The organism is Paeniglutamicibacter antarcticus (assembly GCF_039544305.1).
Classification (GTDB): Bacteria; Actinomycetota; Actinomycetes; order Actinomycetales; family Micrococcaceae; genus Paeniglutamicibacter; species Paeniglutamicibacter antarcticus_C.
This window is the reverse complement of sequence record NZ_BAABLK010000091.1, coordinates 54,114-73,794: the sequence shown is the minus strand read 5'-3', so window position 1 is coordinate 73,794 and position 19,681 is coordinate 54,114. Positions and strand designations below refer to the sequence as shown.

Sequence of the window (19,681 nt, the reverse complement as noted above, 5' to 3'; positions counted from 1 at the left end):
ATGGCACCGCGGGCCGCCAAAGTCAGCAGCTGTTTCCCGGAGTTTTTTCCCGGGCGCTACGTGCTGCGCCCCAGCGTCCGGGAGGTCGAATGTACCAATGCTTCCAACGGTCCGCGCCGGCCCGTGATCTTCACCACGAGCCCGAACACCAGGCAGGCAACGCAGTATCCGATGAACACCGTGATGTCCGCGGCATCCGCGCTCACCTCGCTCAACAGGTCAAGTGCCACCAGATGTCCGGCATAGAGGGTGAGCGTTGCCGCGCCGGCGCCGGTCAACGGCCACAGCAGCACCTCCCCGGCTTTGGAGAGCAACGCGGTCAGCGCCATGCACAGCAGCTGTGCGGCGCCAAGGGCCGCCAGTGCGCAGCCGGTCACATGCAATGCATCAAACGGGGCACCGGAATGCGGCGCCGAAACCCCGAGGAACCAGGGGGTGTCCATGGCCCCCTCAAGCCCCTGCCCCGTCACCAACCCCACCGAGAGCTCCCGGGACGGGGCCCCGGTCGCCAAGGCCAAGGACTTCAGCGCGCCTTCGGAGGCCAGCAGCCATCCAGAGAGCAGCTTTGTGCTAACCGCGAGCCCTGTGCCGCCCACCGCCAACGCCAGGGCGACCGGCCGGCGCCCCAGCGCCAGGCGGCCCACGCACAGCCCGGCCAGGATGAAACCGAACCAGATCACCAGCGGGTAGTAGCCGGTGACGAACACATCGGCGAGGAACACCGAGGGGGTTGCCAGATCCTGGGGCAGCGGGGAGGCGCCCAGCCGGAACAGCTCCATCGACCCGACGAGCCAGGGGCGCAGCAGGTAGAGGGCCAGCGGGGAGAGCAGCAGCCAGCCGGCGGCCCAGAACCCCAGGGTGCGGGCACCGGCGCCAAGGAAAGGGATCGCGAAGATGAACAGCAGTCCGTAGTGCACCAGGATCACCGCCACATGGGTCTCCAGCAGCCCCAACCCCAATCCCAGCACGAAGACCAGCAACGCCCGCACGGCCACCGAGCGGCGCACCTGCGCCAACCCGGCACCGCCAAGCCGCGATTGGCCGCCGGAAAGCAGGCCGAGCCCGACCCCGGACAGCAGTACGAACAGCGCGGAGGACCTCCCGGCAAAAAGCTCGGCCGCCCACGTGGATTCCGTTTCCCCGGCTTCGGTGGTGAGAGCAAGGGGCACGATGTGCACCGCAATCATGCCCAGGAGCGCGATCCCGCGTGCTGCGTCGACCCCGGCGAGGCGGGTGCCGATGCCGCTTCCGGCCCCGGGGGCGCTCCGTGCGCCGGCAACGGGGGAGGAGAAATGCGTCATCTTTACAGCCTAAATGCACAGGAGGAATCATCCCTTGGTGCGCTCAAAGTGTAACGTTGGTGTCATGGCTGAAACTGCGTTGCATACCCCGGGCAAGAACCACACCTTCGGAACCGTGCTCACCGCCATGGTGACCCCTTTCAAGGACAACGGGGAGGTCGACTATGTCTCGGCCGCGAAGCTGGCCAACAAGCTTGTCGACGAGGGCTGCGACGGGCTGGTCGTCACCGGAACCACGGGGGAGACCTCGACATTGACCGACCCGGAAAACGTTGAGATGTTCGCCACCGTGGTCAAGGCGGTCGGGGATCGTGCCAAGGTCTTGGCCGGTTCCACCACCAATGACACCGCGCACTCGATCAGGCTTTCCCTCGCCGCGAAGGACGCAGGGGTCCACGGCATCCTTGTCACCGCCCCGTACTACAACAAGCCTTCCCAGGCAGGTGTCATTGCCCACGTCGAGGCAATCATCGATGCAGTGCAGCTGCCGGTGATGCTCTATGACATCCCCGGACGCGCCGGCATTGCCATGGCACCGGAAACGATCATCGCCCTTGCCAAGAACCCTCTGGTCGTCGCACTGAAGGATGCCAAGGCCGACTACCAGTCGACTACCACCGTGCTGGCTAACACCGACCTGGACGTGTACTCCGGCGATGACGGACTGACCCTGCCGCTGATGGCCGCGGGCGCGGTCGGCGTGGTCTCGGTGAGCGCACACGTTGCCGCCGCCAAGTACCGCACCCTGGTCGACGCGATGCTCGCCGGGGACCTGGCCACCGCACGGGCCACGCACTTCGAACTCGACCCGATCCAGCGCGCCGTGATGGGCCATGCCCAGGGCGCCGTGACGGCAAAACACATACTTCACTGGCAGGGTGTCCTGCCGAACACCGTGGTCCGGCTGCCGCTTGTGGCACCGTCGGAAACGGAACTCGAATCCATCCGCACCGATTTGCGCGAGGGCGGATGGGAGCTCTAGAAAGGTAAGTAATTCATGACCGATTCCTCCAACGTGGGCACCGATACGGTGCTGCACAACCTTCCGCCGAAGCTTGACAAGGGAACCCTGCGCATCGTGCCGCTCGGTGGCCTGGGTGAGATCGGGCGGAACATGGCCGTCTTCGAAATCGACGGCAAATTGCTGATCGTCGACTGCGGGCTGCTCTTCCCCGAGGAGCACCAGCCCGGCGTGGACGTTATCCTGCCCGATTTCAGCTACATCAAGGACCGCCTCGATGACATCGTCGGCGTCGTGCTCACCCACGGCCACGAGGACCACATCGGTGCCGTACCGTACCTTCTGCGACTGCGCGCGGACATCCCGCTGATCGGCTCGCGCCTGACCCTCGCGCTGATCTCGGCGAAGCTGGAGGAGCACCGCATCAAGCCGGTGCTGCGCCAGGTAGCCGAGGGCGACGTCGAGACATTCGGCCCGTTCGAGACCGAATATGTGGCAGTGAACCACTCGATCCCGGACGCGCTTGCCGTCTTCATCCGCACCAGTGCCGGCTCCGTGCTACACACCGGTGACTTCAAGATGGACCAGCTGCCCCTGGATGGCCGCATCACCGACCTGCGCCACTTCGCCCGCCTGGCGGACGAGGGCGTGGATCTGTTCATGACCGACTCCACCAACGCGGACGTCCCCGGCTTCACCACCGCGGAAAAGGAAATCGGCCCGGTGCTCGAGGGCCTCTTCGGCCAGGCGCGCAAGCGCATCATCGTCGCCTCCTTCTCCTCGCACATGCACCGCGTGCAGCAGGTCATCGACGCCGCCCAGGTCCACGGCCGCAAGGTCGCCTTCATCGGCCGCTCGATGGTGCGCAACATGACGATCGCCGAGAAGCTTGGCTACCTGCACATCCCCGCCGGGATCCTGGTGGACATGAAGAACGTGGACAAGCTGCCGGACAACAAGGTGGTGCTGATGTCCACCGGTTCGCAGGGCGAGCCAATGGCTGCGCTCTCGCGCATGGCCACCGGCGACCACCGCATCCAGGTCGGCCCAGGCGACACCGTCATCTTGGCGTCCTCGCTGATCCCGGGCAACGAGAACTCGGTGTTCCGCGTGATCAACGGGCTGATGCGCCTGGGCGCGGACGTGATCCACAAGGGCATGGCCAAGGTGCACGTCTCCGGGCACGCCTCGGCCGGCGAGCTGCTCTACTGCTACAACATCGTCCAGCCGCTGAACGTGATGCCGGTGCACGGGGAAACCCGCCACCTGATCGCCAACGCGCGCCTGGCCGCCCAGTCAGGCGTCCCTGCCGAGAACGTGCTGCTCACCGAGGACGGCTCGGTCGTTGACCTCAAGGACGGCGTGGCCAAGTTGGTGGGCCAGGTCGACTGCGGGTTCGTCTACGTCGATGGCTCCAAGGTCGGCACCATCACCGACGAGGACCTCAAGGACCGCGTCACCCTGGCCGAGGAGGGCTTCATCTCGGTGATCTCGGTGATCAACCGCCAGACCGGCCAGCTGATCTCCGGACCGGAGATCCACGCCCGCGGCGTGGCCGAGGACGACTCGGTCTTTGACGAGATCAAGCCGAAGATCGCCCAGGCCATCGAGGAGGCCGTGCGCAACAACCCGGCGCACACCTCCGCGCAGCTGCAGCAGGTCGTGCGCCGGGTGATCGGTTCATGGGTTTCGCGCAAGCTGCGCCGCAAGCCGATGATCGTCCCGGTAGTGCTCGAGGCTTAGTCAGATAGCTCACAACACCTTGAGGGCCCCCGTCGTTCCGTGCCCTTGGCACGGTGCACCGGGGGCCCTCTTGCGTGTAAATCCGGGCTGCGGGCGCGGCTTCCCTGTAACCTAGGTGCTATGGCCACCAGTACTCCCTCCAAGAAACCCAAGGCTTCGGGCCGTTCCGCGGGCGGCTCCGGGGGCACTTCCAAGACCACCCGCAGCACCAAGGCAACCCCCGCACCGATCCAACACGACTTCCCGTTGCCGGTGCGCATGGTGCGCGCCGCCTGGATGGGCATCGCCCGCGTCGTTGCCGGGGCGTTCCGCAAGATCGGACGCGACGTGCACCCGCCCTACGAGGTGCGCCGCGACGGCACCGGGCTCTTCCTGGTCATTATCGCCATCATCATTGCCTCGGTGGAGTGGTGGGGATTGCGCGGGGTCGGCTGGTTTGGAGGGTTCGTGCATTCGGTTGCCGGGGGGACCTTCGGGTTCATGGCCACCTTGATGCCACCGATCCTGCTCATCGGCGCTATCAGGCTCTTTCGCTGGCCCGAGGAACACCGAGCGAACAACCGCGTGGGCATCGGCCTGGCCCTTGCCTCGATCGCCGGATCAGGGATCTGCCACGTCGCCGGGGGACTGCCCGGCATCGCCGCGCCCTTCGATCAGCTCTGGGCCGCCGGAGGGATGCTCGGGGCACTTGCAACGGTTCCGCTGGCCGGGCTGATCACCGGCCCCGGCGCTCTGGTGGTCATGATCGCCCTGGCCCTGCTGAGCCTGATGATTCTCACCGCCACCCCGTTCCGGCACATCCCCGCGCGTTTCCGCGAGGGCTACGAGAAGCTCATGGGACAATCCCCGCAGGACACGTACAGCGTCGGGGTGGACCTGGAATCCTCGGACCACGACCAGTCCTACCTCTACGACGAGGCCAAACCCGCCAAGAAGCCACGCAAGAAGATGCGGCTCTTTTCCAAGGACCGTGACGCCGAGGAACAGGCTGCCAGGGACTCCCAGGAGTACGCCCGGGACGTGGCCTACGACCAGGCAGTGATCACCGACGACTTCACCCGGGCTCCGGCACCGGGGGAGAATCCCGAGGAGCTGTACTCCGAGGGGGTCGACACCGCCCACGAGGAACCGGCGATCCGCCCGGGGATGCGCCGCCCCACCAAGGACGAGCGCGAACGGGCCGCCATCATGGACGCCGTTGGACTGGGCACCGAGCCCGAGGTCGATACCCAGGCCATGAGCGCCATCGATTTGTCCTCCTATGACGCCAACGCCACCATGGCTGTCCCGCACACCCCGGTGGCACAGGCAGCCCCGCTGCCCCCGATCCCGGCACGCACCGAACAGCTCCAGCTCTCCGGGGACGTAACCTACACCCTCCCGGCCTCGGACCTGCTGCCCGCGGGCCCGCCCTCGAAGGAACGCTCCGCGGCCAACGACGCGGTGGTCGCCGCGCTGACTGACACCCTTGACCAGTTCAAGGTCGATGCCAAGGTCACCGGGTTCTCCCGCGGGCCAACGGTCACCCGCTATGAGATCGAACTGGCCTCGGGCACCAAGGTCGAACGCGTGACCGCCCTGTCCAAGAACATCTCCTACGCAGTGGCCTCCTCGGATGTGCGCATCCTTTCCCCGATCCCGGGCAAGAGTGCGATCGGCATCGAGATCCCCAACGCTGACAAGGAAATCGTCGTGTTGGGCGACGTGCTGCGCAGCCACAACGCGCGCAAGTCCGAACACCCGATGGTCATGGGCGTGGGCAAGGACGTCGAGGGCGGCTTCGTCGTGGCGAACCTGGCCAAGATGCCCCACCTGCTGGTGGCAGGTGCCACCGGCGCGGGAAAATCCTCGTTCGTGAACTCGATGATCACCTCCATCTTGATGCGTGCGACCCCCGACGAGGTCCGGATGGTGATGGTGGACCCCAAGCGCGTGGAGCTCACCGCCTACGAGGGCGTTCCCCACCTGATCACCCCGATCATCACCAACCCCAAGAAGGCCGCCGAGGCGCTGCAGTGGGTGGTCCGGGAGATGGACACCCGCTACGACGACCTGGCAAACTTCGGGTACAAGCACATCGATGACTTCAACAAGGGCGTGCGCAACGGCAAGGCCGTTGCGCCCGAGGGCTCCAAGCGGATCATGAAGCCCTACCCGTACCTGCTGGTGATCGTTGACGAGCTCGCGGATCTGATGATGGTCGCACCGCGCGATGTCGAGGACTCGATCGTGCGCATCACCCAGCTCGCACGTGCCGCCGGCATCCACTTGGTGCTGGCCACCCAGCGCCCGTCCGTGGACGTGGTCACCGGGTTGATCAAGGCCAACGTGCCCTCGCGCATGGCCTTTGCCACCTCCTCGGTCACCGATTCACGCGTGGTGCTTGACCAGCCCGGGGCGGAAAAGCTGCTGGGCCAGGGCGACGCACTGTTCCTGCCGATGGGCACCTCCAAGCCCATGCGTGTCCAGGGTGCCTGGGTCACCGAGTCCGAGATCGCCTCGGTCGTCGAACACGTCAAGGGCCAGCTGAAGGCCGAATACCGCCATGACATCGCCGTGGAGGCACCCAAGAAGCAGATCGACGACGACATCGGAGATGACCTGGAGCTGTTGCTGCAGGCCACCGAACTGGTGGTGACCACGCAGTTCGGTTCCACCTCGATGCTCCAGCGTAAGTTGCGTGTGGGCTTCGCCAAAGCCGGGAGGCTCATGGACCTGCTCGAATCCCGCGGCGTCGTGGGGCCCTCCGAGGGTTCCAAGGCCCGCGACGTGCTGGTCAAGCCCGATGACCTGCCCGAGGTGCTCGCGGCAATGCGCGGGGACCAAGAAAGTGCGGGCGAGGCCGTGCCCACCGCGCAGGAGGCGGCGCTGGCGGAGAACGCGAACGCCAACCACTACGGCACCGACCTGGTCGCCGAGGACCTAGAGAACTACACGGAGGCCGTGGGGTACAACGACGGCGCCGAGGATCCGGGGTCGGAAGACGCCTGGAACCTTACCGGAAGGTAGCCTTGTAACGTGACTGAAACCCCTGCGAACCCGCCAGCTGCCCCCGTCCCGACCCTGAACATTGCCAACGTGCTCACCACGCTGCGCATCATCATGGTCCCGTTCTTTATTTGGGCCTTGGTCGCCGACGAGTCGCACTACGGGTGGATGCGCTGGGTGGCCGTGGCGATCTTCGCCGTGGCCATGTATACCGACAAGCTTGACGGGGACCTGGCCCGCAGCCGCGGACTGATCACCAACTTCGGCAAGATCGCGGACCCGATCGCCGACAAGCTGCTCACCGGCTCGGCCCTGGTGATGTTCTCGATCCTGGGCGAGCTTCCCTGGTGGATCACCACCGTGATCCTGGTGCGCGAGTGGGGCATCACGCTGATCCGCTTCGCGGTCATCCGCTACGGGGTGATGGCCGCATCGCGCGGCGGCAAGCTCAAGACGGTGCTGCAGACCGCAGCGATCCTGCTCTACCTGCTGCCCTGGACCCATACCCTCTCCTGGCTCTGGGTCGTGGCGTTCATCGTGATGCTGCTGGCGCTGGCCATCACCGTAATCACCGGCCTGGACTATCTGAGCAAGGCCTGGGCGCTGCGTGCCTCCGCCACCAGCGGGGATACCCAACGCAGCTAGGCGCCAAGCACCCGTCCTAGCCGGCTGTCACCGAAACACCAAGGAAAGGCCAGCATCCATGAACGGTTCCCAGGTTCCCCTCCAGTGCGCGGCACGGGCGCGTGCCGTCGTCGCCTCCGCAACCGCGGCGCAGGTGACCCTGGCCACCGCGGAGTCGTTGACCGCCGGAATGATCGCCGCAGCCCTCGCCGAGGTGCCCGGCGCTTCGGCGGTGCTCAATGGCGGGGTCATCAGCTACGCGAACTCCGTGAAAACAGGTGTCCTGGGTGTGGACCCGGGTCTGCTGGAAACCAACGGATCCGTCGACGGGGAAGTCGCGCGGCAAATGGCTGCCGGGGCCATGGTGGCGTGCGGCGCCGACCTGGCGGTCTCGGCAACCGGGGTCGCCGGACCAGAAGCCCATGACGGCAAGGAGGTGGGCACCGTGTTCATCGGATACGCAAAGGCCACCGACAGCGGATTCACCGAGCACCGCTTTACCGGGGACCGGGCGGGGATCCGAGCCTTGAGCACCCTCGCGGCACTGGATTCGCTAGGTTCACACCTATTACCCAGCGACCGCACAGCTTAGTGGTGCATTGTTGCATTGAATCGTTTTGTGACAACATTGCGCATCGATTCACGGTTGCTGTGGAAAACGAACGCCGCTTATCGCTAAGGTGGGGGCGTGGGGAACAAAAAACGGCAATCGGTAGTTGTAACCCATGACGGGCACAAAACTGTAGCCCGCACCGAACGCCCCACAAGGCATTAGGACCGGAGAACAAAGGCAATGCACACGGTCAAACAACCAGTATCGGTAAACGGTGTGGTCCGTTGGCGCGATGTGGGCCTACAGAGCGAGGTCCGCCGAGGTAAAGAGGAGCGCAAGATGGTAGTCCTTCGACACGAAATCGGTGATGTACTTCGCGATGTTCGTCAACGCCAAGGACGTACCCTGCGCGAAGTTTCCCACAGCGCCCGCGTCTCACTCGGATATCTCTCCGAGGTCGAGCGTGGACAAAAGGAAGCTTCTTCCGAACTTCTCTCCTCGATTTGCGGAGCCCTTGAGGTCCCGCTTTCACTGATGCTCCGCGAAGTCAGTGACCGCGTCGCCCTCGCCGAAGGCATCACCATCCCCGATACGGTCCCCGTGGACCTCACCAGCGAATTCGCTGGCGACTACCCGGTAGAACTCGACAAGCGTCTGACCCCCAGCCGCTAACACAACGACATCCGGATATCCAGTGGTGTACCTGGTTTCCGCGCAATCGGCCCCATGCCCGTACTCCTGGTCCTCGAGACCAGGAAGCCGGCACGGGGCTTTTGCGCTTAATGCCCCAAGGTTCCTATGGCACAATTGCCAACGTGCGATTGAGTGATTTCTGGCGTCTGATGGACGATGAGTTCGGTGCGGGCTATTCCCGCACATTGGCAACCTCCTTGGTGCTTTCCGAGGTCGGGGGCCTGACGGCTGCCGAGGCCTTGAACAAGGGTGTCGCGCCGAGGGCGGTGTGGCGGGCGATGTGCAAGATGCAGGACGTTCCCGCGGAGCGCTGGCTTGGCCGCGACATTGCGGCCAAGGACGAATAACTAACCTCCTTGGCAACGAACCCTGACCCTGTTCGAATATCTGTTCGGAAGAGTGTAGTGTTCAAGGTGAAGATTCGTTCGGCGTCTGTTGTGGGTTATGCACAGTGTGAGCGCCCGAAATCCAAAGTGTCGGCCACCGGTCGTACGCTCAGGAACAGACAAAGAGCAACGGCCCCGCAAGGGCCTCAAACAACCGAGGTGAATGATGGCCGCAAATAATCGTGAAAAGGCCCTCGAAGCTGCACTCGCGCAGATCGACAAGGCGTACGGCAAGGGATCGATCATGCGATTGGGCGATGACACCCGGGCGCCGATTGCCACCATTCCTACCGGCTCGGTGGCCCTGGACATCGCTTTGGGCATAGGCGGGCTGCCACGCGGCCGCGTCGTGGAGATCTACGGACCCGAGTCCTCGGGTAAGACAACGTTGGCCCTGCACGCCGTCGCCAGCGCACAGAAGCTCGGCGGCATCGCCGCATTCATCGATGCCGAGCACGCCCTTGATCCCGAATACGCCAAGAAGCTCGGCGTCGACACCGACGCATTGTTGGTCTCCCAGCCCGATACCGGCGAGCAAGCCCTGGAAATCATGGACATGCTTGTGGGTTCCGGGTCGGTCGACATCATTGTGATCGACTCCGTGGCAGCACTGGTGCCACGCGCCGAAATCGAAGGCGAAATGGGCGACAGCCACGTTGGTCTTCAGGCCCGTTTGATGAGCCAGGCGTTGCGCAAGATCGCCGGACGTCTCTCGCAGACCAACACCACCGCGGTCTTCATCAACCAGCTGCGCGAGAAGATCGGTGTTTTCTTCGGCAGCCCGGAAACCACCACGGGCGGCAAAGCCCTGAAGTTCTATGCCTCGGTGCGTATCGATGTGCGCCGGATCGAAACACTGAAGGAAGGCACCAACGCGGTCGGCAACCGCACACGTGCCAAAATCGTGAAGAACAAGATGGCACCGCCGTTCAAGCAGGCCGAATTCGATATCATCTACGGCCACGGAATTTCGCGCGAAGGCAGCCTCATCGATATCGGCGTGGATAACAACCTGGTGAAGAAGTCCGGTGCTTGGTTCACCTATGACGGTGACCAACTAGGCCAGGGCAAGGAAAACGCACGCAAGTTCCTGCGCGACAACCCGGATTTGGCCAACGAGCTCGAACGCCAGATCCTCGAGAAGCTTGGAATCAACCAAGAGCCCGAGGTAGACGGCGGGGATACGTTGCGCGTGGTCGAGGGATCTTAATCCAGTGAGTACCACCAAAGGCCAAGGCGGTTCGTCCGGTTCCCCGCAAGGGACCGGACGGCCGCTTTGGTCGTTTCCGGTTGATGGCAATTCCGGTTGGGGTGACCCCACTGCCATGCCGGCCTGGGCCGACGCCGAGGTGGCCGCGGAAGCGCCAACCCCGGAGGAGTCGCCGGGGCCTCTCGATGCCAAGCAGGCCTTCGGGGAACGCTCGGGGCGTGCAGGACACATCCCGGCTCGCAGTACGAAGCGCGAATCCGGCTCGCGCGGTCGGAGCCAGTGGGGCAGCAGCCCACGATCAAGCACCAAACGGTCTGCGGAGAGGCCCCCGCGGGCCCGCAGCACTAAGCCCAAGGTGCCCGCCGACCCCGTCGAGCTGAGCGATGAGGAATACGCCACCAAGGGGCGGGCAATATTGCTGCGCCAGCTCACCGCTTCCTCGAAGAGCCGTGCGCAATTGAAGACCAAGCTGTTGGAAAAGGAAATTCCCGAGCACATCGCTGAGGAACTGCTTGAACGCTTCGAGGAGATCCTGCTCGTGGACGACGAGGCATTCGCCGAAGGCTGGGTACGCGCCCGTGCACGCAGCCGCGGGTTGGCACGCTCGGCGATCCGCCGCGAATTGCGCGAGAAGGGCATCGATGGGGACATGGCCGAAACCGCACTCGAGCAGCTCGACGATGACAGTGAGGAAGCCACCGCCCGCGAGCTTCTCGAACGCAAGCTCAGGGCTCCCTCGATGTGGGTCGACAAGGAGAAGAGCGTCAGAAGGCTGGTGGGAATGCTCGCCCGCAAGGGTTACGCGCCCTCCATGGCCTTCCGTCTGGTCAACGAGGCCTGGGACGAACGTTTCGGACCGGACGCGGAGCACTAGACCCCGATCGTCGTCTTGGCGATCCCGCTACCGTGATTAGGTACCCTTGAGGAGTGACTGCGAGCATTTCAATTCCCCAAAAGCAAGAACTGGCCGATTCGACACGCACCTATGAGGTGCGGACCTACGGGTGCCAGATGAACGTCCACGATTCCGAGCGCCTGGCAGGGTTGCTGGAAGACAGCGGACTGACCGAACGGCCCGGCGACGAGGTCGCCGACGTGGTGGTTTTCAATACCTGCGCCGTGCGTGAAAACGCCGACAACAAACTTTACGGAAATCTAGGCATGCTCGCCCACATCAAGGAAGGGCGCCCTGGGATGCAGATCGCCGTTGGTGGCTGCCTGGCCCAGAAAGACCGCGAGACCATCCTGCGCAAGGCGCCCTGGGTGGACGTGGTCTTCGGAACCCACAACATCGGGTCGCTGCCGGCACTGCTGGAGCGTGCCCGGCACAACAACGAAGCCCAGCTCGAGATCCTCGAGTCCCTCGAGGTCTTCCCCTCGACGTTGCCGACCAAGCGCGACTCGGTGCATTCGGGATGGGTGTCTATCTCCGTGGGCTGCAACAACACCTGCACCTTCTGCATCGTCCCTTCGCTGCGAGGCAAGGAACGCGACCGGCGCCCCGGTGAGATCCTCGCCGAAATCGAGGCCCTTGTCGCCGATGGAGTCATCGAAGTGACACTGCTAGGCCAAAACGTGAACTCCTACGGAGTAGAATTCGGCGACCGGTTGGCTTTCGGCAAGCTGCTGCGAGCCTGTGGAAAGATCGAGGGACTCGAACGGCTGCGCTTCACCAGCCCCCATCCGGCGGCTTTCACCGACGATGTCATCGAAGCCATGGCTGAAACCGACAATGTCATGCCCCAGTTGCACATGCCGCTGCAATCCGGTTCGGACAAGGTACTTAAGGACATGCGCAGATCCTACCGATCACGGAAGTTCCTGGGGATCCTGGAAAAGGTCAGGGAACTGATCCCGCACGCGGCCATCACCACCGACATCATCGTGGGTTTCCCCGGCGAAACCGAAGAAGACTTCCAAGCCACCTTGGATGTCGTTGAAGCCTCGCGTTTCTCCAGTGCCTACACCTTCCAATACTCCAAGCGCCCGGGCACCCCGGCAGCCGAGCTGCCCGACCAGCTGCCCAAGGCCGTCGTCCAGGAACGCTACGAGCGGCTGACCGAATTGCAGGACAGGATTTGTGCCGAGGAGAACGCCAAGCAGGTCGGACGCACCGTCGAAGTGCTGGTCACCGAACATGCAGGGCGCAAGGCAGCCCAGACCCAGCGGCTCACCGGGCGCTCCACCGATCAGCGCCTGGTTCACTTCTCTATCCCCAAAGGCGGAGAAACTCCGCGGCCAGGGGACCTGGTGACCGTGCCGGTGACCGGTTCCGCGGCCTTCCACCTAGTCTCGGACCCCGATTCGATTGGACGGTACACGGTGCGGCGTTCGGCCGCAGGTGATGCCTGGGATCGCGCGCAGGCCGATTCCTGCGGTACCGGCACGGCAGGGACCTCGGCCAAGGTCGGAGTCTCGCTGGGCATGCCTACGCTTCCGGCACGCAAGTAAGCCGCCGTCGAATGGCACTTCCGGTGATTGCCGTCCTGGGACCAACCGGAACAGGCAAGTCCGACCTCTCCATCGCCCTGGCCCAGGAACTTGGCGGGGAGATCGTCAATGCCGATGCGTTGCAGTTCTACCGAGGCATGGACATCGGCACCGCCAAGCTGCCGGTCCATGAGCGAGGTGGCATACCCCACCACCTGCTGGACATCATGGACGTGCGCCAGGAGGCGAGCGTCGCCCGTTTCCAGAAGGACGCCAGAGAGGCATTCGAGTCGATCCGTGAACGTGGCGCGGTGCCCATCCTCGTCGGCGGCTCGGGCCTGTACGTGCGTGCGGCCCTTGACGAGATCGATTTCCCTCCGACAGACGCCAACGTGCGTAGGCGGATCGAAGCGGAGGCCGCCGCAACGGGAATCGGTTCCCTCGCCGAGCGGTTGGCTGCGGTCGACCCTATTTCAGCGGCAAGGAACCTGGATGACCGGAGGCTTATCCGCGCCTTGGAAGTCCACGAAATCAGCGGCAAGCCGTTCAGTTCCTTCATGCCCCAGCGCAAATACCACTCCCCAGCCATCCAAATCGGCCTGGACATGGACCGCACCCTGCTCCATGCGCGATTGGCCTCCCGTGTGGGCACCATGGTCGAGCTCGGGCTGCTTGACGAAGTCCGCCGGCTCGATCGCGAAGGCCTGCGCGAAGGGAAGACCGCTTCGCGTGCCATCGGATATGCACAATTTCTGGCGGCTCTCGACGGGACGATGTCCTTCAAGGAAGCAACGGAAAAGACCGTCATCGCCACGCGGCAGTTTGCCCGGCGCCAAGTCACATGGTTCGGAGCCGACAAACGGGTCTCCTGGTTCAACCCCGTCTCCGACTCGATGATGCCCGGGGTCCTGGCGCGAATCAAGGAAACCGCGAAATAGCTTCGGACAATTCACGGCACGTAGAGTTGGGCACATGAGCACCACCGATCACACCATGGAACCCACCGACCTTCAATCGGCCGTAGGCAGGCTCAACTATGCCAAGGGACACGGGACGGGAAACGACTTCATCCTAGTCTCCGACCCAGAGAACCAACATGATCTTGGCCAGCGCCAGGTCGCAGCACTGTGCGACAGGCACCGGGGCATAGGCGGCGACGGACTGATTCGCGCCGTTCCCTCGGACACGCTGCCAGAGGGACGCAAGATCCTGGAAATCCGGCCCGATGCCTACTGGTTCATGGACTACCGCAACGCAGATGGAACGATCTCGGAAATGTGCGGCAACGGTGTGCGTGTCTTCGTCCATTTCCTGCTCAAGGAACAGCTCGTGGACCTGCCCGTCGGTGGCCAACTGCCCGTCGGCACGCGCGCAGGCCTCAAGGTCGTGACGCGGCTCGAAGATGGCTACGCCGTGGACATGGGCCCCTGGGAGTTCGTCCACGCACAGGCAGCCCAGGAGAACGGGTTGGATTCCATCGTGTCCACGGCCAAACTGGACAAGGCCCGCGGCGCGTTGAGCGTCTCGGTGGGCAACCCGCACACGGTGGTGGCGGTTGCCACCGCCGCGGAGCTGGACAACCTTGATCTCTCAACAGCACCGGAAGTCGAGCCGACAACCCGGAACGGCACGAATGTAGAGTACGTATTGGTCGAAGGGGCCGTGTTGGACGAAGACCGCGCCGTGCTTCGGATGCGCGTCCACGAACGCGGGGTCGGAGAAACGCTCTCCTGCGGCACGGGTGCCTGCGCCGCAGTCATCGCTACCCGGCACTGGGCCCAGGGCAATGCCGCTGGGCAATGGACGGTGCAGGTGCCGGGAGGGGAGCTGAGGGTGGGATTCGCCATCGCCGAAAGCGGCCAGGAACACGTGATTCTCAGCGGTCCGGCGGTCCTGGTTTCCCGTGGTGAGGTTCTGGGCAGCTAGAAGCGCACCGAAGCATCAGGAAGTTTCAGGACGTCCCACATGCAGGATCCGGAAGGCCTTGTCGGTTGATACCCGTTCAATGGTCCATTCCGGGGGCATCACGGTGCCCAGCCACTTCTGCAGGGAATCGGCACCCAGGTTCTTTTGCACGACCAGCCACGCATTGCCGCCCGGTGCCAAGCGGGGCAACCACAGAAGCAGCAACTCGTGCAGCGCTTCCTTGCCGATCCGGATCGGTGGATTGGACCAAATGGTGTTGTAGCTGATCAAGGGGTCAACCTCCCCGGGCAGCGCGACCACCACGTTCTTCAGCCCAAGGGACACCGCGTTGTCCCGGGTGAGCCCAAGGCTGCGTTCATTGACGTCGACCGCGTAAATTGTTGCCTCCGGTGAGGCCAGTCCCATCGAAAGTGCGATCGGTCCCCATCCGCAACCGATGTCCAGGAGGTTGCCTTGGGAATCCGGTGCCGGAACACCACGCAAAAGAACCGCGGTTCCCTTGTCGATGCGGTCAGGACTGAAGATGCCGCCGGAGGATTTCAGCCTGCGTGTGGCACCGCCCAATTCGACGCTGATGTCGCGCCGTTTCTCGGGAGTGGAAGGCTGTGCGCTGAAATAATGGTCCGGGCTCATGTTGGCAGGTTAACCGCCTGCGGGTGACAAACCCAAACTCGGCCCCCGATTCGGGCCCCCAACCGACTGTGAGATACATCAAGGCGCGCAGCCGGATGAAGTGATAGAGTTTTCCCTATGACTAAGCTGTAAGACGCACTAAACCCACGAATGTGCCGCGTCCTTCCCACCGAGCCTTTGGCTCCGTGAGGCCAAGTAGACCAACAACGGGCCATGCTGTGTACCGCCGAATAGTCACTCCTTGATTCAAGCCTCGAGGAAACCACCCCATTTTCTCGTACCCGGGCTGACAGGAAGCCTGGCAGGGCAAAGCCGGGTTCCGGAGCATACGCGTGACGTGGCCCAATACAGCCGCAGCCCATGCACCCGTGAGCGATCGCATCACCCGCGGTCCCGGACCAAGTAACCAGGGCGGACCGTCCCCGTACGGAGCCCAGCAAGGACCAACCATGCAAACACCCCACGTACCTCACCCCCAAGAAGGCCAATCCACCGGCGAAGACGCATCTGTCGGCCCGGGGCACTATTCTGGAATACAGCAAGCAAAGGGGAACATGACCAATCCACAGCCCAGCGGCCCGCAGGACAACGAGATGGACGACGCACAGCTTCAGTCCGCCATCGAACGGATCCTTGCCAGCGACGCTGCCGCAGCCAGCAAAAGCACACACTTTGGCGCTCCCGAGGATGAAGGCATCCTCGCAGGCCGTGCCCAGGCGCTGAGCAGGCTCACCGACGAGCACACCTCATTCGACGGGGACCAGGACGAACTTGAAGCCAGAAGGGGGCTTCGCCGATCGGCAAGCCTGTCCACCGAGCTCGAGGACGTCACCGAGGTTGAAAACCGGCAGCTGCGCCTCGAACGTGTGGTTTTGGCAGGCATCTGGAACGAAGGCACGGCCGAAGACGCCGAGAACTCGCTCAGGGAACTGGCGGCACTGGCCGAGACCGCAGGCTCGGAAGTCCTTGACGGCATGGTCCAACGCCGTGCAAAGCCCGATGCAAACACCTATCTAGGTTCCGGCAAGGCCATGGAACTGCGAGACATCGTTTCAGCCACCGGGGCAGACACCGTCATCATCGACACCGAACTCGCGCCCTCCCAACGTCGCGCCCTCGAAGACGTAGTCAAAGTGAAGGTCATCGACCGCACCGCCTTGATCCTTGACATCTTTGCACAGCACGCAAAAAGCCACGAGGGCCGCGCGCAGGTGGAATTGGCCCAACTCGAATACCTCCTGCCGCGCCTGCGCGGTTGGGGTGAATCGATGTCACGCCAGGCAGGTGGCCGCGTGGGCACCGCCGGTGGCGGCATCGGCTCGCGTGGTCCCGGCGAAACAAAGATCGAAATGGACCGCCGGCGCATTCGCGACCGCATGGCCAAGCTGCGCAAGGAAATCAAGGGAATGCTTCCGGCCCGGGAAACCAAGCGCGCCAATCGCAAGCGCAACATGGTTCCCTCGGTGGCCATTGCCGGATACACCAACGCCGGGAAGTCCTCGTTGCTCAACCGGCTCACCCACGCCGGGGTCCTTGTCGACAACACGCTGTTTGCGACGCTGGATCCCACCGTCAGGCAAGCCGAAACCAGCGACGGGTTGACCTACACGCTGGCGGACACCGTCGGGTTCGTGAAATCGCTGCCCACCCAACTGGTCGAGGCCTTCCGCTCCACGCTGGAGGAAGTGGCCGACGCCGATCTGATCCTGCACGTGGTGGATGCCTCGCACCCGGACCCCGAAGGCCAGATCCAGGCGGTCCGTGAGGTTTTCAACGATGTTGACGCCCGCGGCATCCCCGAGATCATCGTTTTGAACAAGGCTGACGTGGCCGATCCCTTCGTGGTGGAACGCCTGCGCCAGCACGAGCCCAACCACGTCATCGTCTCGGCACGTACCGGCGAAGGCATCGAGGAACTGCTGGCGAAAATCAGTGATGCAATTCCGCGGCCGGATGTCCAACTAGAATTGATGATTCCCTATGATCGAGGCGACGTGGTCAACAGGCTCCACGGCGCCGAGGCCGAGATCCTGGCCATCGAGCACACCGAAGTGGGAACCCGCATGATGGTCAAGGTCCGCGAAGGCTTGGCCGCAGAAGTGGAGCAATTTAGTATTCATGGCTGAGGAATCAGAGGTCATCGACCTATTGGACACCGCAGTGTCCACCATGGGCGGGCAAAACCGGCCGGGGCAACACGAAATGGCCCGACAGGTCGTGCGCGCCATGGAAAGTGGTGAACACTTGCTCGTGCAGGCAGGAACCGGCACGGGCAAGTCGATGGCCTATCTGGTTCCGGCACTTGCCCACGCTCTTGGATCGGAGAAGCCGGTGGTGATTTCCACCGCAACCCTGGCCCTGCAGGCGCAGATCGTTGGGCGCGATGTGCCTCGGCTGCTTTCCTCGCTGAAGGACAAACTGCCGCGGGAGATGGACGTCGCCCTGGTCAAGGGCCGTTCCAACTACGTGTGCCAGTACAAGCTCGGGGGCGGGTACCCCGACGATGACGAAGGCGCATTGTTTTCGATGGACTCCGGCACCCCCGTTGCTGGTGGCTCAAGCGATGGGCCCAACTCCGCGTTGGGCCAGGAAGTGGTGCGGCTCCGGGAATGGGCAGAGCGCACCAACACCGGGGACCGGGACGACATCAGCCCCGGAGTCAGTGACAAGGCCTGGCGCCAGGTCTCGGTCAGCGCCATGGACTGCCTGGGTGCGCAAAAGTGTCCCATGGCCGCCGAGTGCTTCAGCGAGTTGGCTCGTTCCCGGGCAGCGGACGCCGACGTGGTGATCACCAATCACGCAATGCTGGCCGTCTCGGCCTTCGAAGGCCTCGCAGTACTGCCGGATTTCGACACCGTCATCATTGACGAAGCCCACGAGCTGCAGGACAGGGTGACCAGTTCGGTGACGCGGCCCCTGTCGGTGACCATGGTCCAGACAGCAGCCTCGGCCGCGCGCAAGCACTGCTCGGTCAGCGTCGACGCGCTGAACCAGGGGGCCAAGGCACTGGCCCGGTCCCTCGAAGGCGTTCCCACCGGACTCATGGCCAAGGGACTGAACGAGGAACAGCAATCGGCGCTCAACCAGATCTCCGAGGCCGCGCGGGTGGTGCTCTCCGATTCCAAGGCCGAAGCCAATGCACCGGCTGACGGCGGTCGCCAGATGGCACGCTCCCAGGTGATGTACCTGGTGGAGCAATGCAACAAGATGCTTGAGATGACCGAGGAGCGCGAAGTCATCTGGGCCTCCAGGCCCGGCCATTTCTCTGCGGGGGAGGGATACGTGCAACCTGACGAGTCCACCCAGCCGACCCTGAACGTGGCCCCGCTCTCGGTGGCCGGAAAGCTTCGGGAGGGCCTCTTCGACGGCCGTACCGTGATTCTCACCAGTGCAACACTGGCCATCGGCGCGGCCTTCGAGCCGGTTGCGGGCACCTTGGGGCTGGTCGGGGACGGGGCGCCGACCTGGAACGGTGTCGATGTGGGAAGCCCCTTTAACTATCCCAAGCAAGGCATCTTGTATGTCGCCAAGCACCTGCCCAAACCAGGGCGCCAGATGTCGCAAGAAACACTATGCGAGATCGAGGATTTGATCAACGCCTCCGGCGGAGGGGCGCTGGCACTGTTCACTTCGCGCCGGGCGGCCGAGGATGCCGCCGAGATCCTGCGGGCGCGGCTGGATATCCCAATCCTGTGCCAGGGCGAATCGAGCATGAAGGCCCTTGTCGACCAGTTCTCCGCCGAGCCGGACACCTGCTTGTTTGGCACGATGACGTTGTGGCAGGGAGTGGACGTGCCCGGCAACGCCTGCCGGTTGGTCATCATCGACAAAATACCCTTCCCGCGCCCCGATGACCCGCTGTCCTCGGCACGCAGCCGTGATGTCGCCAAGCACGGTGGCAACGGGTTCATGGCAGTGGCCGCGAGCCACGCTGCTGTGCGTCTGGCGCAGGGGGCGGGACGTCTGATCCGCTCGGTAAATGACAAGGGCGTGGTCGCCGTGCTTGATTCACGTTTGGCCACCGAGCGGTACGGAACATTCCTGCGGGCGTCGTTGCCGCCACTGTGGGCCACCCCCGACAAACCCACGGTTATTGCGGCCCTTGAAAGGCTCGCCGAAGGCTAGGTTGGTCTTGCCATCTCCTGCTTCGTGGAGGACGTACGCCCCTGAGGAGCGAAATACCAGAGGGCCGGTCAAGTTGACCGGCCCTCTGGTATTTGCGGGGGGATGTGT

Annotated in this window: 16 protein-coding genes; 14 read left to right on the top strand and 2 right to left on the bottom strand. The window is 63.9% G+C overall.

Features of this window, described 5'->3' with window-relative positions:
• Positions 1-56: 56 nt before the first annotated feature.
• Complete coding sequence (locus ABEA12_RS17210) at positions 57-1,301, bottom strand: heparan-alpha-glucosaminide N-acetyltransferase domain-containing protein (RefSeq protein ID WP_210101345.1); 1,245 nt, start codon at positions 1,299-1,301, stop codon at positions 57-59.
• A gap of 64 nt (positions 1,302-1,365) precedes the next feature.
• Here ABEA12_RS17210 and dapA point away from each other — a divergent pair, with 64 nt between their 5' ends.
• The 12 genes from dapA to dapF all read left to right on the top strand — a co-directional run bounded on the left by dapA (position 1,366) and on the right by dapF (position 14,815).
• Entirely contained in the window at positions 1,366-2,283 is a 918-nt protein-coding gene (dapA, locus tag ABEA12_RS17205; protein WP_210101344.1) for a 4-hydroxy-tetrahydrodipicolinate synthase, read from the top strand.
• 15 nt (positions 2,284-2,298) lie between these two features.
• A complete protein-coding gene (locus ABEA12_RS17200) occupies positions 2,299-4,005 on the top strand; it encodes a ribonuclease J (RefSeq protein WP_210101343.1) in 1,707 nt (568 codons plus the stop codon).
• A gap of 120 nt (positions 4,006-4,125) precedes the next feature.
• Entirely contained in the window at positions 4,126-7,014 is a 2,889-nt protein-coding gene (locus ABEA12_RS17195) for an FtsK/SpoIIIE family DNA translocase (RefSeq protein WP_210101342.1), read from the top strand.
• A gap of 9 nt (positions 7,015-7,023) precedes the next feature.
• The gene (gene pgsA / locus ABEA12_RS17190) at positions 7,024-7,638 is read left to right on the top strand and encodes a CDP-diacylglycerol--glycerol-3-phosphate 3-phosphatidyltransferase (RefSeq protein WP_210101341.1); all 615 of its coding nucleotides are present in this window, start codon (positions 7,024-7,026) and stop codon (positions 7,636-7,638) included.
• 58 nt (positions 7,639-7,696) lie between these two features.
• Positions 7,697-8,209, top strand: coding sequence for a CinA family protein (locus ABEA12_RS17185; RefSeq protein WP_210101340.1), 513 nt, complete (start codon positions 7,697-7,699; stop codon positions 8,207-8,209).
• A gap of 201 nt (positions 8,210-8,410) precedes the next feature.
• Positions 8,411-8,842 carry a helix-turn-helix domain-containing protein gene (locus tag ABEA12_RS17180; RefSeq protein ID WP_210101339.1) on the top strand — a complete coding sequence of 144 codons (432 nt, stop codon included), beginning with the start codon at positions 8,411-8,413 and terminating at the stop codon, positions 8,840-8,842.
• Between the two features lie 143 nt (positions 8,843-8,985).
• On the top strand, positions 8,986-9,210 hold the full coding sequence (locus ABEA12_RS17175; protein ID WP_210101338.1) for a DUF3046 domain-containing protein: 225 nt from the start codon (positions 8,986-8,988) through the stop codon (positions 9,208-9,210).
• Positions 9,211-9,412: 202 nt separating this feature from the next.
• Positions 9,413-10,459: a recombinase RecA gene (recA, locus tag ABEA12_RS17170; RefSeq protein WP_210101337.1), complete on the top strand. Its 1,047-nt coding sequence runs from the start codon at positions 9,413-9,415 to the stop codon at positions 10,457-10,459.
• A 4-nt stretch (positions 10,460-10,463) separates the two neighbouring features.
• Positions 10,464-11,333 carry a regulatory protein RecX gene (locus ABEA12_RS17165; protein WP_345469065.1) on the top strand — a complete coding sequence of 290 codons (870 nt, stop codon included), beginning with the start codon at positions 10,464-10,466 and terminating at the stop codon, positions 11,331-11,333.
• Between the two features lie 53 nt (positions 11,334-11,386).
• Positions 11,387-12,910, top strand: a complete 1,524-nt coding sequence (miaB, locus tag ABEA12_RS17160; protein WP_210101336.1) for a tRNA (N6-isopentenyl adenosine(37)-C2)-methylthiotransferase MiaB — start codon at positions 11,387-11,389, stop codon at positions 12,908-12,910.
• A gap of 11 nt (positions 12,911-12,921) precedes the next feature.
• Positions 12,922-13,827 carry a tRNA (adenosine(37)-N6)-dimethylallyltransferase MiaA gene (gene miaA / locus ABEA12_RS17155; protein WP_210101335.1) on the top strand — a complete coding sequence of 302 codons (906 nt, stop codon included), beginning with the start codon at positions 12,922-12,924 and terminating at the stop codon, positions 13,825-13,827.
• Positions 13,828-13,861: 34 nt separating this feature from the next.
• Positions 13,862-14,815 carry a diaminopimelate epimerase gene (gene dapF / locus ABEA12_RS17150; protein WP_210101334.1) on the top strand — a complete coding sequence of 318 codons (954 nt, stop codon included), beginning with the start codon at positions 13,862-13,864 and terminating at the stop codon, positions 14,813-14,815.
• 15 nt (positions 14,816-14,830) lie between these two features.
• On the opposite strand, the gene ABEA12_RS17145 is transcribed toward dapF, so the two are convergent.
• Positions 14,831-15,448: a class I SAM-dependent methyltransferase gene (locus tag ABEA12_RS17145; RefSeq protein WP_210101333.1), complete on the bottom strand. Its 618-nt coding sequence runs from the start codon at positions 15,446-15,448 to the stop codon at positions 14,831-14,833.
• Positions 15,449-16,041: 593 nt separating this feature from the next.
• On the opposite strand from ABEA12_RS17145, the gene hflX reads away from it, so the two are divergent.
• Together hflX and ABEA12_RS17135 are read left to right on the top strand one after the other, a co-directional pair.
• Positions 16,042-17,574, top strand: coding sequence for a GTPase HflX (hflX, locus tag ABEA12_RS17140; RefSeq protein ID WP_459257595.1), 1,533 nt, complete (start codon positions 16,042-16,044; stop codon positions 17,572-17,574).
• Positions 17,567-19,573: an ATP-dependent DNA helicase gene (locus ABEA12_RS17135; RefSeq protein WP_210101331.1), complete on the top strand. Its 2,007-nt coding sequence runs from the start codon at positions 17,567-17,569 to the stop codon at positions 19,571-19,573. The genes hflX and ABEA12_RS17135 overlap by 8 nt, the downstream gene beginning before the upstream one ends.
• The last annotated feature ends 108 nt before the right edge of the window (positions 19,574-19,681 follow it).

Coding starts and splice junctions, on each gene's coding strand:
- dapA (WP_210101344.1), top strand. CDS start 1,366: ATGGCTGAAACTGCGTTGCATACCCCGGGCAAGAACCACACCTTCGGA.
- hflX (WP_459257595.1), top strand. CDS start 16,042: ATGGACGACGCACAGCTTCAGTCCGCCATCGAACGGATCCTTGCCAGC.
- ABEA12_RS17145 (WP_210101333.1), bottom strand. CDS start 15,448: ATGAGCCCGGACCATTATTTCAGCGCACAGCCTTCCACTCCCGAGAAA.
- ABEA12_RS17195 (WP_210101342.1), top strand. CDS start 4,126: ATGGCCACCAGTACTCCCTCCAAGAAACCCAAGGCTTCGGGCCGTTCC.
- ABEA12_RS17135 (WP_210101331.1), top strand. CDS start 17,567: ATGGCTGAGGAATCAGAGGTCATCGACCTATTGGACACCGCAGTGTCC.
- dapF (WP_210101334.1), top strand. CDS start 13,862: ATGAGCACCACCGATCACACCATGGAACCCACCGACCTTCAATCGGCC.
- ABEA12_RS17210 (WP_210101345.1), bottom strand. CDS start 1,301: ATGACGCATTTCTCCTCCCCCGTTGCCGGCGCACGGAGCGCCCCCGGG.
- recA (WP_210101337.1), top strand. CDS start 9,413: ATGATGGCCGCAAATAATCGTGAAAAGGCCCTCGAAGCTGCACTCGCG.
- miaA (WP_210101335.1), top strand. CDS start 12,922: ATGGCACTTCCGGTGATTGCCGTCCTGGGACCAACCGGAACAGGCAAG.
- ABEA12_RS17185 (WP_210101340.1), top strand. CDS start 7,697: ATGAACGGTTCCCAGGTTCCCCTCCAGTGCGCGGCACGGGCGCGTGCC.
- ABEA12_RS17200 (WP_210101343.1), top strand. CDS start 2,299: ATGACCGATTCCTCCAACGTGGGCACCGATACGGTGCTGCACAACCTT.
- ABEA12_RS17180 (WP_210101339.1), top strand. CDS start 8,411: ATGCACACGGTCAAACAACCAGTATCGGTAAACGGTGTGGTCCGTTGG.